The organism is Streptomyces boluensis (genome assembly GCF_009908195.1).
Classification (GTDB): Bacteria; Actinomycetota; Actinomycetes; order Streptomycetales; family Streptomycetaceae; genus Streptomyces; species Streptomyces boluensis.
The window spans coordinates 1-14825 of sequence record NZ_JAAAHS010000177.1; the positions used below are offsets into that span (position 1 = coordinate 1).

A 14825-nucleotide genomic window follows, 5' to 3' on the forward strand; every position below is an offset into this window, starting at 1 on the left:
GGACGCGATCGCCCAAGCAGCCGCAGCCCCGGAAACCGCCACCCCCGAACCGCCGGCAGCCCTCGCCGTCCCCCAAGCAGGCCAGAAAGGCCTGATCCTCCTCAAACGGGTAGGGGTCGTCGACCCGTACAGCCTCGACGACTACCGGGCCAACGGCGGCTACACGGCCCTCCGAAGGGCCTTCACCCTCGGTCCCGCCGAAGTCATCCGCGAAGTGACCGACGCCGGCCTCCTGGGCCGAGGAGGAGCCGCCTTCCCCACGGGAAGAAAGTGGCAAGCCACCGCCACCCAACCCGACCACCCCCACTACCTCGTCTGCAACGCCGACGAATCAGAGCCCGGCACCTTCAAGGACCGCGTCCTGATGGAGGGCGACCCGTACTCGCTGATCGAGGCCATGACCATCGCCGGGTACGCGACCGGCGCCCACCACGGCTACCTCTACCTCCGCGGCGAGTACCCCCGCGCCCTGGAGCGCCTCACGCACGCCATCACGCAGGCCCGCGCCCGCGGCCTGCTCGGCGGGAACGTCCTCGGCCAGGGCTACGCCTTCGACATCGAGATCCGGCGGGGCGCGGGCGCGTACATCTGCGGTGAGGAGACCGCCCTCTTCAACTCGATCGAGGGGTACCGGGGCGAGCCACGGTCGAAGCCGCCGTTCCCCGTCGAGAAGGGGCTGTTCGGCAAGCCCACCGCCGCGAACAACGTCGAGACGCTCGTGAACGTGCTGCCGATCCTGACGATGGGCGCGCAGGCGTACGCGGCGATCGGGACGCCGAAGTCCACCGGGCCCAAGCTGTTCTGCGTGTCCGGGAACGTGGCGCGGCCCGGCATCTACGAGCTGCCGTTCGGCGCGACCCTCGGGGATCTGCTTGAACTGGCCGGGAAACCCGAGGAGTTGAGGGCCGTACTGCTCGGCGGCGCCGCGGGCGGGTTCGTGCGCGGCGACGAGCTGGACATCCCGCTGACGTTCGAGGGAACCCGCGAGGCCGGCACCACGCTCGGCTCGGGTGTCGTGCTCGCCCTCGACGGCACCGTCCCGCTCCCCCGCCTGCTGCTCCGTATCGCGGAGTTCTTCCGGGACGAGTCGTGCGGGCAGTGCGTGCCGTGCCGGGTGGGCACGGTGCGGCAGGAGGAGGCGCTGCACCGGATCGCCGAGCATACGGGGGCCGCGGCGGCGGACGACATCGCGCTGCTTCGGGAGGTGGGGCGGGCCATGAAGGACGCCTCGATCTGCGGTCTCGGCCAGACCGCGTGGAACGCCGTCGAGTCCGCCATCGACCGTCTGGGAGCGTACGCATGACCGCCATTCCGCTTCAGCCGCCTCGTCGTCTCGTGGAGTTCACGCTCGACGGCGAGCCCGTACGGGTCCCCGAGGGATCCACCGTCCTGGACGCCTGCCGGGACGCCGGGAAGGACATCCCGACGCTCTGCCAGGGCGACACCCTGACCCCGAAGAACGCCTGCCGGGTGTGTGTCGTCGAGGTCGAGGGCGCCCGTACCCTCGCCCCGGCCTGTTCCCGCAAGGCCGAGCCGGGCATGGAGGTGCGTACGGACACGGAACGGGCCCGGCACAGCCGCAAGCTGGTCCTCGAACTCCTCGCGTCCTCCGTCGACTTGTCGACCACCCCGCATGTGAAGGAGTGGATCGAGGAGTACGACGCGAAGCCGGACCGCTTCGGCCCGGACGCGGCCCGTCTGAACGAGGCGCCGAAGATCGACAACGACCTGTACGTACGCGACTACGACAAGTGCATCCTCTGCTACAAGTGCGTGGACGCCTGCGGTGAGCAGTGGCAGAACACCTTCGCCATCGCGGTCGCGGGGCGTGGCTTCGACGCCCGGATCGCCGTGGAGCAGGACGCTCCGCTGACCGACTCGGCGTGTGTGTACTGCGGCAACTGCATCGAGGTGTGCCCGACGGGCGCGCTCAGTTTCAAGAGCGAGTTCGACATGCGGGCGGCGGGCACCTGGGACGAGTCGGCGCAGTCGGAGACGACCACGGTGTGCGCGTACTGCGGTGTGGGCTGCAACCTGACCCTGCACGTGCAGGACAATGAGATCGTCAAGGTCACCTCACCGCACGACAACCCGGTGACCCACGGCAACCTCTGCATCAAGGGCCGCTTCGGCTACCAACACGTACAGAACCGGGACTGATCACCTCATGGGACGCGTCACCGAGCGACGCCGCGTCATCCGTGTCCGGGACGGGGCCGTCTCCACCCGCCCGGACACGCTGGTCGCGGAGGAGCCACTGGAAATCCGCCTCAACGGCAAGCCCCTGGCCATCACGATGCGCACCCCGGGCGACGACTTCGCGCTCGCGGCGGGCTTCCTGGTGAGCGAGGGCGTCCTCGGCGAGCGGGACGAGCTGCGCTCCATCGTGTACTGCGCGGGCGCTCAGGCCGACGGCACGAACACGTACAACGTGGTGGACGTGTCGACCGCCCCTGACGTGGTCCTCCCCGACATCACACTCGAACGGAACGTCTACACCACCTCGTCCTGCGGGCTGTGCGGCAAGGCCAGCCTGGACGCGGTGCGCACGACGGCGCGCTGGGCGATCGACGACGCGACCGGCACGGAACCCGGCACTCCCCCGGTCCTGATCGAACCCGGACTGCTCGCCGGCCTCCCCGACCGGCTGCGGGCGGCGCAGCGGGTCTTCGACCGGACCGGGGGCCTGCACGCGGCCGCGCTGTTCACGGAGGGCGGCGAACTGATCGACGTACGGGAGGACGTGGGGCGGCACAACGCCGTCGACAAGATCGTCGGCCGCGCACTGCAGGAAGGGCGGCTTCCGCTGGCCCGCACGATCCTGCTCGTCTCCGGCCGGGCCTCCTTCGAGCTGGCGCAGAAGGCCGTGATGGCGGGCATCCCGGTGCTCGCCGCGGTCTCGGCGCCGTCCTCGCTCGCCGTCGACCTGGCGGCGGAGACGGGGCTCACCCTCGTGGGCTTCCTGCGCGGCGCGTCCATGAACGTGTACGCGGGTGACCATCGCATCGCCCTGCGGGCTGCTGCCTCCCAGGGCTGACCGCGGGCGCCCGCCTACGCGGCGGCGGGGACCCGGCCGGTGAGGAGCGCCCCCTGCACCGGCCGGGCCCGGCCTGCACGTTTATCCGGATGCGGGCGGGTGGTGGCCGTACGTAGGGTCGTCGCTCGTGGAACCGCTCAGTGAGAAACAGATCCGTTCGTCCTTCCTGAACTGCACGAAGGGCGAGGCGGCGCGGCTCAAGCTGCCGCTCGACTTCGCTCAACTGCCGTGGCCCGACCTGGACTTCCTGGGCTGGATCGATCCGGGTGCGCCGCTGCGCGCCCATCTGGTGCTGCCGCGCGGCGCCGACGAGGGCCCGCTCGGTATCTCGCTGCGGGTGCCGTCCGTGGGGCGTACCAGCGCGGTGAAGTCGAGCCTCTGCCAGATCTGCCTGACGGGCCACGCCTCGTCCGGGGTGACGCTGCTCGCCGCCCCGCTCGCGGGCGCCCGCGGCCGCGAGGGCAACACGGTCGGCATCTACATCTGCGCCGACCTGGCCTGCCCCCTGTACGTACGCGGCAAGCGCCAGCCGAAGCTGCGGGCGGGGCGGTACGAGGAGTCCCTGACCCTGGAGGAACGCCTCCACCGGATGAACGACAACCTGGCCGGGTTCACAGCGAAGGTCATCGCCGGCTGAGCACTTCTCCCCTCCGACGTTCACGCGCGGGTCCTTGCCGGGGACTGCAGCCCCAAGTACCTTCTGGGAACCGGACATTGGACGTGGGATGTCCGGATGACGTGATATCAGATACCGCGCAGGACAGCTGAAGGGCAGGTCTCAGCATGCCGTCCGGACTCCGCGCACGACTCCGAAGAGCACGTCCCCGAAGGGCCTTACGCCCACTGCTCGCCACCCTCGCCGTCCTCGCGATGGCAGCACCCGTCACCGGCGTCGCCCCGGCCGCGCAGGCCGCGGCCCCGGCGACCGACTTCGAGCAGCAGGTCCTCTTCAAGGCTTCCCAGGAAACGGGGTACGCCTGCTTCCGTATCCCGGCCGTCGTCCAGACCACCAAGGGCACGCTGCTCGCGTTCGCCGAGGGGCGGGTGAACGACTGCACGGACGCCGGGGACGTCGACCTGGTCCTCAAGCGCTCCACGGACGGGGGCCGCACCTGGGGCCCGCTCCAGGTGATCAACGAGGGGGCGGGTGACACGCACGGCAACCCGGCGCCCATGGTGGACCGCGAGACCGGCCGCGTCCTGCTCGCCGAGACCTGGAACCCGGGCAAGCCCGGCGGCGGCAACTGCGACGTGCCCTGTGAGCGCACCCCGCACCTGCAGTACAGCGACGACGACGGCCGCAGCTGGTCGAAGCCGCGCGACCTGAGCGACCAGATCCTGCCCGAGCACTGGAACTCCTGGTACGCGACCGGGCCCGTGCACGGCATCCAGCTGGAGGGCGGCCCGCACAAGGGCCGCCTGGTCTTCGGCGTCAACACCGAGACGTGGAACGGCAGTCGGGTCACCGACAACCACGCCGCCCTGATCCACAGCGACGACGGCGGCGACACCTGGAAGGTCGGCGCCACCGACTCCTGGCCGATAGAACAGGACGGAACGTTCCGGCAGAAGCCCTCCGAGGTCACGCTCACCGAGATCTCCGACGGCGCGATCCATGTGAGCGGACGCGAGCAGGACGGCACCGACCTGGGCCACCGCACGCAGGCGGTGAGCCGCGACGGCGGCGCGTCGTTCACCGGCAAGTTCCGTGCGCTGCCCGACCTCTACGCGCCGCAGGTGCAGTGCGCGACCGTCCGCACGGAGCAGCGCATGCTGCTGTCCTGCCCCGCCGACCCGGACCGGCGGCGCACCATGATGGTGCGTTCCTCGTACGACGAGGGCCGCACCTGGGAGAGCGTGGACCGCGGCACCGTGGTGAGCACCGACTGGTCCGGCTACTCGGACCTGGTGGCGATCAAGGGCTCGGCCAGGGTCGGGCTGCTCTACGAAGCGGGTGCGGTCGACGCGCGCGACGAGATCCGCTTCGCCCGCTTCACCGACGACTGGCTGAAGCCGCGCCGCGGCCCCGACCCGACCACCCCCGACCTGTCACTCGGCGCGCCCGGCGCGGCAGTCCTCGGCGGCGCGCGGCAGACGGCGGGCCGGTACGGCGGCGCGCTCTCCTTCGACGGCGCGGACGACGCCGTACGCCTCCCGTACCGCTCCCGACTCCCGTTGTACGGCGACGAGTTCACGGCGTCCGTGTGGTTCCGCTACTCGGCGGCGAGCGGGGAGCACCCCATGCTGTGGATGGGCGGGGTCGGCACGACCCAGCCGCAGGTGTGGCTGCGCGGCGAGCCCGAGTCGAACCGGATCACCGGCCTGATGACCGCACGCAACGGTGCGTCGCCGTCGCGTTCGGCGGTGGTGCGCACCACGTCCGCGCACAACGACGGAAAGTGGCACCACGCCGTACTGCGCCGAACGGGCGAAGAGTTCAGCCTCACGGTTGACGGCACGAAGACCGCCGTACCGGCCGTGCCCGGCTCGGTGAGCCGTACGTCCGGGTTCGGTGTGCACGTCGGCCAACGCGTCGACAGCCGGGGCCACTTCGCCGGAGCGATCGACGAAGTCCGGGTCTGGAACCGGGCCTTGAGCGACGCGGAGCTGGGACGGCTGAATACCGCTGGGACGGCTGTGACGCCGGACACCGTGCTGTGGCTCCCCATGGACCGGGTCAACGCCAGCCGCTAGCGTCCCGTGCGTGTCAGCCGCTGAGCGTAAGAGGAGCCCGAGGGCCAGGAAGCGGAAGCGCGGCGCTTTACTCGCGCTGCCGCTCACCGCGGTTCTGGCGGGAGTTCTGCTGGCCGCCCTCCCGGGCGCGGACGACGACCGGGAGGGCGGCGCCGCGTGCGCCCCGCGCAAGGTGGACTCCTGGACGCCGGACGGGGGCGCCACGGGCGAGTTCGCCCGGTACGGCAACGACGCGGCCCGCTTCGACGACTGGACCGGCGGCGACGGCACGCACTCGGTGCGGCTTCCGGACGGCCGGTTGCTGTGGCTGTTCTCGGACACGTTCCTTGGGCAGGTGCACGGGCCGCCGAACCTGTCGGGCCAGCCGCACGCGTGGCGGGACGCGACCGCTCCGTTCGTCCGCAACTCGGCGGTGGTGACGGACCGTTCGGGCGCCCTGGAACGGACCCTGGCGGCCCCGCTGCTGCCCGATCCGGCGGCCGGGCAGTGGCGTTGGCCGGTCGCGGCGAAGGTGGAGCCACGCTCCCCCGGCTCCGCCGAGAAGGTGGTCCGCGTCCTGATCTGGACCCGCGCCACCGGTACGGGCCCGTGGATCTACGGACTGCCGCTGGCCACCGAGGTCGCCACGCTCTCGCTGCCCGACCTGCGGGTGGAGGGCGTGGTGAAGGTGTCGGACCAGAGCGCGGTGACCGACCCGGCCGAGCGGATCCTGTACGGCACGACCGCCGTCCACGGCGCCAAGTACACGTACGTCTTCGGAGGCAACGACGGCAAGCGGTCGGTGCGGCCCGCGTCGGACGCGTTCGTCGCGCGGGTGCCGCACGGCCGGCTCGCGGAACCGGGCGCCTGGCGGTACTGGAACGGCCGTGCCTGGGGCACCGGACGCCCGGTGCCGGTGCTCGGGGACGGCGCGAAGAAGGGCGTGGGCAGCGCGTACACCGTGGTGCGGGACAACGGCACCTGGGTGCTGTTCACGATGGCGGCGGGCACCGAGGGCCTGTCGACGATCACCTCGTACTGGGCGTGCTCGCCGACCGGCCCCTGGCACGGCCCCACCAAGGGCTTCGCGCCGCCGCTGCCGCCGGACAGTGAGCCGCGGCAGAGCACCGCGGTCTACAACCCGCAGGCCCACCCGGCGCTCTCCGCCGACGACGGCAGGCTGCTGCTCAGCTATGACGTGAACTGGCTGGACCCCGATCCGCAGGTGGCGCAGTCACACGTCAACCGGAACGTGTCGCTGTACCGGCCACGGTTCGTTCGGCTCCGCCTCGGTCCGGCGGACTGACCGGCTCCGGACTGACCGGCTCATCGCCGCGCGCGACGGGGGCGCTCGGGGCCTCTGGCCGTACGGCCTCCGGGTCGCGCGAGCGGCGCTTGGCGATGACCGCGCAGACCATCAGCTGCATCTGGTGGAACAGCATCAGCGGCAGCACGGCGAGCGAGGCCTCGGCCCCGAACAGGACGCTCGCCATGGGGAGTCCGGCCGCGAGGGACTTCTTCGAACCGGCGAACTGGATCGCGACCCGGTCGCCGCGCGCGAAGCCCATGCGCTTCGCGCCGAACCAGGTCAGCGTCAGCATCGCGGCGAGCAGCACCGCCTCGACCCCGAGCAGGGCGAGCAGCCGCAGCGGTGTGACCTGGTGCCAGATGCCGGCCACCATGCCCTGGCTGAACGCGGCGTAGACGACGAGGAGTATCGAGCCGCGGTCGACCAGGCCGAGGACCTTCTTGTGCTTGGCGACGAACGGGCCGATCCAGCGGCGCAGCAACTGCCCGGCGAGGAACGGCACGAGCAGTTGCAGCACGATCTTGACGAGCGAGTCCGTGGAGAACCCGGCGTGCCCGCCGATCAGCGCGGCCGCGAGCAGCGGCGTCAGGACGATCCCGGCGAGCGAGGAGAACGACCCGGCGCAGATCGCGGCGGGGACGTTGCCGCGGGCGATGGAGGTGAACGCGATCGACGACTGCACGGTCGACGGCACCAGGGTCAGGAACAGGAAGCCGCTGTACAGCGCGGGCGTCAGGACGTACGGCACGAGTCCGCCGGCGGCGAGCCCGAGCAGCGGGAAGACGACGAAGGTCGAGGCGATGACGGTGAGGTGGAGCCGCCAGTTGCGCAGTCCGTCGAGCGCCTCACGGGTGGAGAGGCGGGCGCCGTACAGGAAGAACAGGAAGGCGACCGCGGCGGTGGCCGCGCCGGAGGCGACATCGGCGCCCGTCCCGCGCGCGGGCAGCAGCGCGGCGATCCCGACGGTGCCGAGCAGCAGCAGGACGTACGGGTCGATCGGCATCCAGGACGGCCAGGTCGGGCGTTTCACGGTGCGCTGTGCTCCAGGGTCGGTCGGTTCGTGCACGCGTTGCGGAGCGTGCCCTCTCCATGGTCCTCCTGATCACCGTGATCGGGAATCCTGGATACCGGACTGACTGCTATCGCCGTACGCGATAACCGCGCTAGCCTCGGTTCCATGTACGAGCCCGCACAGCTGCGCACCTTCCTGGCCGTGGCGCAGACCCTGAGTTTCACCCGGGCCGCGCGCCGCCTGGGCCTGCGGCAGTCGACGGTGAGCCAGCATGTGCGGCGCCTGGAGGACGCGACGGGGCGCACGCTGTTCACGCGGGACACGCACAGTGTGGAGCTGACGGAGGACGGCGAGGCGATGCTCGGTTTCGCCCGCACGATCCTGGACGCGCACGAGCGGGCGGCGGCGTTCTTCACGGGTACGCGGCTGCGCGGGCGCCTTCGCTTCGGGGCCTCGGAGGACTTCGTACTGACCGAGCTCCCGGAGATCCTGGAGGCGTTCAGGCGCGAGCACCCGGAGGTCGACCTGGAGCTGACGGTCGAGCTCTCCGGCACCCTGCACCGCAGGCTCGCGGACGGGCGGCTCGACCTGGTGCTCGCCAAACGGCACCCGCGCGACGACGCCACGGCGGGCACCGTGGTGTGGCGGGACGAGCTGGTGTGGATCGGCGGCGCGGGCCTGCGCCTCGACCCGCAGGAGCCGGTGCCGCTGATCGTCTATCCCCCGCCGGGCATCACCCGCGCCCGCGCCCTTGAGGTACTGGAACGGCACGGCCGCCCGTGGCGTATCGCCTGCACCAGCGGCAGCCTCAACGGTCTGGTCGCGGCGGCCCGCGCGGGCCTCGGCGTGATGGCCCACACCCGGAGCCTGATCCCGCCTGGCCTGACCCGGATCCGCTCCGGCCTGCCCGACCTCGGCGCCGTCGACTTCGTCCTCCTGCACGGCCGCGGCCGGGCCCGCCCGCAGAAGGCCGCGGACGCGCTGGCGGCGGCGATCCTCGCGAGCGGCGACCGCCTGCACCGGCAGCCGGGGTGAGCCGCACCCCGAAGCCCTGGCCGATCACTCCGCCACCGACCGCCGCGGCTGCGCCCCGGTGGGGGCCCGCGCCACGACCGCGGACGGCCGCCCCGCACCGTGCTTCATGGGCAGCGACGGACAGGCCCGCTGGGGCTACGACTCGTCCCGGGGCTGAATCCGCCCGAGCCGCACCTACCCGCGGTAACAGCCGCGTACAAATTCCGTGGAGATTACGGAACCGAAACTTACCGGGAAGTAATGATTTCGCCCCGGTCTTCGCCCCACTAGCCCGATTTACGTGCCTGACCTGTGACGATGGCATGTGTCCCGGCTCGCGAACCTCTCCCGCGCGAGCGCATGTGTGGGGTACCGTCACCGCGCTGTGCGGAGCGCCACAAGGAGAAGCATTGCGCGAGTTCACCTCACCTCCCGTGGCGTCGGCGCCGCCGGTGGGCGGCCTGGCTGACGTCGTCTTCGACCATGCCCTCGAAGACCCGCTGCGCATCGCGCTCGGCCGCAAGGTGGACGGGCAGTGGCGCGACGTGACCTCCGCCGAGTTCCGCGACGAGATCCTGGCCCTCGCCAAGGGGCTGCTCGCCCAGGGCGTCCGCTTCGGCGACCGCGTCGCGATCATGTCCCGTACCCGGTACGAGTGGACGCTTTTCGACTTCGCACTGTGGTCGGTCGGGGCGCAGGTCGTGCCGATCTACCCGACGTCCTCAGCCGAGCAGGTCTTCTGGATGCTCTACGACGCCGAGGTCTCGGCCTGCGTGGTGGAGCACGAGGACCACTCCATGACCATCGGCTCGGTCATCGACCGGCTGCCCGCGCTGCGCCGGCTCTGGCAGCTCGACTCGGACGCGGTCGGCGAACTGCGGGCCGCGGGCGAGCACATCGACGACGAGGTGGTGCACCGGCACCGGCGCGCGGTCATGCCGGACTCGGTGGCCACGGTGATCTACACCTCGGGCACCACGGGCCGCCCGAAGGGCTGTGTGCTCAGCCACGCGAACTTCATGTACGAGGCCGACAACGTCATCACGCGCTGGGAGCCGGTGTTCCACTCCAAGCGCGGCGACGAGGCGTCCACGCTGCTGTTCCTGCCGCTCGCGCACGTCTTCGGGCGCATGGTGGAGGTCGCGGCGGTACGCGGCCGGGTCAAGCTGGGCCACCAGCCGAACCTCAACGCCGCCGCGCTGTTGCCCGACCTGGCGGCGTTCCGGCCGTCGTTCATCCTGGCCGTGCCGTACATCTTCGAGAAGGTCTTCAACGCGGCGCGCAGGAAGGCCGAGAACGACGGCAAGATCGGGCCGTTCGACAAGGCCGTCGAGGTCGCGGTGAAGTACTGGGACGCGATGGAGCACAAGGCCTTCGGCACCGGTCCTGGCCCCTCGGCGGCGCTGCGGGTGCAGCACCAGCTGTTCGACAAGCTGGTGTACTCCAAGGTGCGGGCCGCGATGGGTGGCCGGGTGCGGCACGCGATGTCCGGCGGCTCGGGCATGGACCGCAGGCTCGGCCTGTTCTTCGCGGGCGCGGGCGTCCTGATCTTCGAGGGGTACGGGCTCACCGAGTCGACGGCGGCCGCGACCGCCAACCCGCCGGAGCAGACCCGCTTCGGCACCGTCGGCCGCCCCATCCCCGGCACCACCGTGCACATCGCGGACGACAGCGAGGTGTGGCTGCACGGCGGCCATGTCTTCCAGGGGTATCTGGGCAACCCGAAGGCCACGAACGAGACGCTGCACGACGGCTGGCTCGCCACCGGCGACCTCGGCCACCTCGACGAGGACGGCTATCTGACGATCACCGGCCGCAAGAAGGAGATCCTGGTGACCTCCGGCGGCAAGAGCGTCTCGCCCTCGCAGCTGGAGGAGCGGGTACGCGACCACCCGCTGGTCGCGCAGTGCATCGTCGTCGGCAACGACCGGCCGTACATCGCGGCGCTCGTCACCCTGGACGCCGACTCCGTCGACCACTGGCTGAACATGCGCGCCAAGCCCAAGCTCTCCCCCACCGACCTGGTGCGCGACCCCGACCTTGAGACCGAGATCCGCCGGGCCGTGGTCGCCGCCAACACCCTGGTCTCGCAGGCCGAGTCGATCCGTACGTTCCGGATACTGGCGCATCAGTTCTCCGAGGAGCAGGGGCTGCTCACACCGTCCCTGAAGCTCAAGCGGAAGGCGATCGAGCAGGCCTACGAGGCCGAGGTGGCGGCGCTCTACCGGGCCTGAACTCCGCCCGGTCCAGGGCTCCATAGCGCGTTCGGGCGGGTCCGGCAAGAGGGCCTCACGCCACTTCTGACGGTTCATCAATTACCGATGCGTCAGTTATTGACGGTTCATCAGGTCGCCCACAGAATCTCCCTCACTTCGACGGAGGGATCTGGACCGTGCCCAGACGCAACCGCACCCGCACCTTCGCCGCCGCAGCCGCCCTGCTGCTCGCCGCCACCGCCTGCAACTCGGCCGCCACTTCCGCCTCGGGCGGGGACAAGGGCGGTTCGACACGTGGCGTGACCGACGACAGCATCAAGGTCGGCGGCATCGTCTCCATGACCACCTCCAGCGGCTACAGCAAGAAGGACACCGACCTCGGTGCCAGGGCCCGCTACGACCGCGCCAACGCCGAGGGCGGCGTCAACGGCCGGAAGATCGACTACCTGGGCGCGGAGGACGACGGTCAGGATCCGGCCAAGAACCTCGCGTCGGCGCGCAAACTCGTCCAGCAGGAGAAGGTGTTCGCGGTCTCCCCGATGAGCTCGGTCACCTTCTCCGGGGCCGACTTCCTCGACAAGGAGAAGGTGCCGACCTTCGGCTGGGGCACCATCCCGCAGTTCTGCGGGCCCGAGCACATCTACGGGTTCACCGGCTGCCTGGTCCCGATGCCCGGCGGCACGATCACCCAGGCCTGGCAGGAGGGGCTCGCCGATGTGATGGGCGGCGCGAAGGGCAAGTCCGTCGCGATCCTCGCCAACGACAACGACGCGGGCACCTTCGCCATCCGCACCTACAAGCAGGGCTTCGCCGCCGCCGGTTTCGACGTGACCTACGCCAAGGCCGTGGTGCCCGCGACCTCCGCGCCCAGCGACTGGTCCGCGTACACCAAGGAGATCCTGCGCAGCGACGGCGGCAAGGCGCCGGACGCGGTCGTCTCGGTGATGCAGACCCCGTACAACATCGGCCTGTTCACCGCGATCAAGCGCACCGGATACAAGGGCGTGATCACCGACCCCACCGACTACGACCCGGGGCTGCTCGCCAAGGGCGCCACCCGCAAGGCGCTCGACGGGGTGCATGTGCTGCTGACCTTCGAGCCGTTCGAGTCGGACAGCGCGCGGATGAAGCAGTTCAAGGCCGACATCCGCAAGGCCGCGGGCAAGGACGTGCCGCTCAACATGCACATGATGACCGGCTACATGTCGGCCGACCTGTTCCTCGCCGTCGCCGACAAGGCCGGCCGCGACCTCACCACCGACTCCTTCCAGAAGGCCGCGAAGGGCTTCTCCGACAAAGACACGATGGTCGGCGACCGCGAACTGCCCAAGGGCCAGAAGGAGTCCTTCGGCTGCGGCGCGCTCGTCCAGCTCAAGAACGGCACATACGAGGTGTCCTCGCCGTTCAAGTGCTACGACGCCATCCCCTTCAAGTGACGGCGGCCCACGATGGCTGACCTTCTCGGCTTCGTCCTCAGCGGTCTCGTCTCGGGTGCGCTGTACGCGCTCCTCGCCACCGGGCTCGTGCTCTCCTACTCCGCGTCCGGACTCTTCAACTTCGCCCACGGGGCGACCGCGTACCTGTGCGCGCTCGCCTTCCACGAACTGCACTCCGGCTTCGGCTGGCCCGCCGTACCGACCGCGCTGCTGCTCGTCTGCGTCATCGCGCCGGGGCTCGGCTGGGGCCTGGACCGGCTGATGTTCCGCAAGCTCGCCAAGGTCGGCGAGACGGCCCAAATCGTGGCCACCATCGGCCTGTTGGTGGCCCTGCCCGCGCTCGGCCTGTGGATCGTCGAGCTCCTGGAGCAGGCCGGCGCCCCGGTGAAACCCGCCGAGAACCAGTTCGGCCTGCCCGGCGTCGGGCCGAGCCCGGCAAAGTCCTGGCAGCTGACGGACGGCGTCGGCGTCGACTCGGACCAGCTGATCACCTGGGTCACCACCGCCGCCGTCGCCGCGGGCCTGTGGCTGCTGCTCCGGCACACCACGCTCGGCCTGCGGCTGCGCGCCGTCGTCGACAACCGCTCCCTGGTCGAGCTGCGCGGCATGAGCGCCGACCGGCTGTCTTCGGTGGCGTGGATGCTGTCGTCCGCGCTCGCGGGTCTGGCAGGCGTGCTCGCCACCCCTCTCCTCGGCCTGTCCGCCCACGACTTCACCCTGTTCCTCTTCGTCTCCGCGACCGCCGCCGTCCTCGGCCGCTTCGCCTCCGTGCCGCTGGCCTTCGCGGGCGGCCTCGCGCTCGGCGTCCTGCAGAACCTCGTCGCCGGGTACGCGTCCTTCGCCGACGACATCACCGGATTCCGTACCGCCGTGCCGTTCCTGATCCTCTTCGCCGGGCTGCTGTTCATGGCCCGGCGACAGCGCACCGCGGGCACCGCCGCCGTGGACGCGCCACCCCTCGACTACCTCTCGGGGCGGTCCTGGGCCCGGCGTTGGGGACCGTGGGCCGCGGGGGCGGCGCTGCTCGGGGTGGCGTTCTACACGGTGACGACACCGTTCTGGAGCGGCATCCTCGCCCAAGGCCTCGCCATCTCCCTGGTGTTCCTCTCCTTCACGGTCGTCACCGGGCTCGGCGCGATGGTCTCGCTCGCCCAGGCCACGTTCGTCACCGGCGCCGCGCTCGTCGCCGGGCTCCTGATGAGCCACGGCTGGCCGTTCCTCGGCGCGGCCCTGGTCGGCACCTGCGCGGCGGCCGTGCTCGGCGCCCTGGTCGCGCTGCCCGCGCTGCGCCTCGGCGGCCGCTCACTCGCCCTCGCCACGCTCGCCCTCGCCTTCCTCGCGGACCAAGTCCTGTTCCAGATGGGCTGGTTGCGCAACGGCGACACCGGCTGGGAGATACCTCGCCCGGTCATCGGTCCGCTCGACCTCGGCGACGACCGCGCGCTCGGCGTCGCCCTGCTCGTCCTCGTCACGGCGGTCGTGGCCGGCCTGAGCGCGCTGCGCGCCTCACCCACGGGCCGCGCGATCCTCGCCGTACGCTCCGCACCCGCCGCGGCGATGGCCTCCGGCGTCTCCGTGGTCCGTACGAAGCTGCTCCTGTTCACCCTGTCGGCGGGCCTCGCCGGGTTCGGCGGCGTCATGTACGCCTCGTACAACACCCGGATCACCGCGACCGACTTCACCGCGATGACGGGCCTGATCTGGCTGGCGGTGGTGGTCGCGGCGGGCGTACGGCGACCGCAGTTCGCGGTGGTGGCGGGCCTGGTCTTCGCCCTGGTCCCGCACCTGATGGCGGATTACGTGACGGAGTCCGTGCACGTGCCGGTGATTCTGTTCGGGTTGGCGGGGTTGGCGTTGGCGAATGATCCTGACGGGTATGTGGCGGCGGTGTCTGTGCGGAGGTTCCGGCGGCGGACGGTTTCTTCCCCTAACCCGCCCCTTCCCGAAGTCCTCGCCGGACGGGCCTCCTCAATCGCCGGAGGGGCTGAAATTGGCTCAGCAATCAGCCAACGCCCGCAAAATCCAGCCCCTCCGGCGATTGAGGAGCAGGGGTCCGGGGGCGGAGCCCCCGTGGCTGTCCGCAGGACTTTCGGGAAGGGGCGGGGTGGGGAAGAAGAAGCCCTCACCC

Annotated in this window: 11 protein-coding genes; 10 read left to right on the forward strand and 1 reads right to left on the reverse strand. The window is 71.0% G+C overall.

The window, feature by feature from the left end; genetic code table 11:
- The 6 genes from GUY60_RS21460 to GUY60_RS21485 form a co-directional block, all read left to right on the forward strand.
- On the forward strand, positions 1-1303 hold a 1303-nt coding region (locus GUY60_RS21460), incomplete at its 5' end, for a complex I 51 kDa subunit family protein (RefSeq protein ID WP_161700281.1).
- Positions 1300-2160, forward strand: coding sequence for a 2Fe-2S iron-sulfur cluster-binding protein (locus GUY60_RS21465; protein ID WP_161700282.1), 861 nt, complete (start codon positions 1300-1302; stop codon positions 2158-2160). The genes GUY60_RS21460 and GUY60_RS21465, both read left to right, overlap by 4 nt.
- A gap of 7 nt (positions 2161-2167) precedes the next feature.
- Positions 2168-3037: a formate dehydrogenase accessory sulfurtransferase FdhD gene (gene fdhD / locus GUY60_RS21470; RefSeq protein WP_161700284.1), complete on the forward strand. Its 870-nt coding sequence runs from the start codon at positions 2168-2170 to the stop codon at positions 3035-3037.
- Positions 3038-3164: 127 nt separating this feature from the next.
- Positions 3165-3674: an FBP domain-containing protein gene (locus GUY60_RS21475; protein ID WP_161700286.1), complete on the forward strand. Its 510-nt coding sequence runs from the start codon at positions 3165-3167 to the stop codon at positions 3672-3674.
- Between the two features lie 146 nt (positions 3675-3820).
- Entirely contained in the window at positions 3821-5731 is a 1911-nt protein-coding gene (locus tag GUY60_RS21480) for an exo-alpha-sialidase (RefSeq protein WP_161700288.1), read from the forward strand.
- A gap of 76 nt (positions 5732-5807) precedes the next feature.
- Entirely contained in the window at positions 5808-7016 is a 1209-nt protein-coding gene (locus GUY60_RS21485; protein WP_188132769.1) for a DUF5005 domain-containing protein, read from the forward strand.
- Here GUY60_RS21485 and GUY60_RS21490 read toward each other — a convergent pair.
- Positions 6952-8049, reverse strand: coding sequence for a bile acid:sodium symporter family protein (locus tag GUY60_RS21490; RefSeq protein ID WP_161700292.1), 1098 nt, complete (start codon positions 8047-8049; stop codon positions 6952-6954). The two genes, GUY60_RS21485 and GUY60_RS21490, sit on opposite strands and share 65 nt — an antisense overlap.
- Before the next feature lie 147 nt (positions 8050-8196).
- On the opposite strand from GUY60_RS21490, the gene GUY60_RS21495 reads away from it, so the two are divergent.
- The 4 genes from GUY60_RS21495 to GUY60_RS21510 form a co-directional block, all read left to right on the forward strand.
- Positions 8197-9066: a LysR family transcriptional regulator gene (locus GUY60_RS21495; RefSeq protein WP_161700294.1), complete on the forward strand. Its 870-nt coding sequence runs from the start codon at positions 8197-8199 to the stop codon at positions 9064-9066.
- A 389-nt stretch (positions 9067-9455) separates the two neighbouring features.
- Positions 9456-11279, forward strand: a complete 1824-nt coding sequence (locus GUY60_RS21500) for an AMP-dependent synthetase/ligase (RefSeq protein WP_161700297.1) — start codon at positions 9456-9458, stop codon at positions 11277-11279.
- 158 nt (positions 11280-11437) lie between these two features.
- A complete protein-coding gene (locus tag GUY60_RS21505) occupies positions 11438-12697 on the forward strand; it encodes an ABC transporter substrate-binding protein (protein ID WP_161700299.1) in 1260 nt (419 codons plus the stop codon).
- Positions 12698-12709: 12 nt separating this feature from the next.
- Positions 12710-14825, forward strand: a 2116-nt coding sequence (locus GUY60_RS21510) for an ABC transporter permease (RefSeq protein ID WP_246235421.1), incomplete at its 3' end; no start/stop codon positions are given.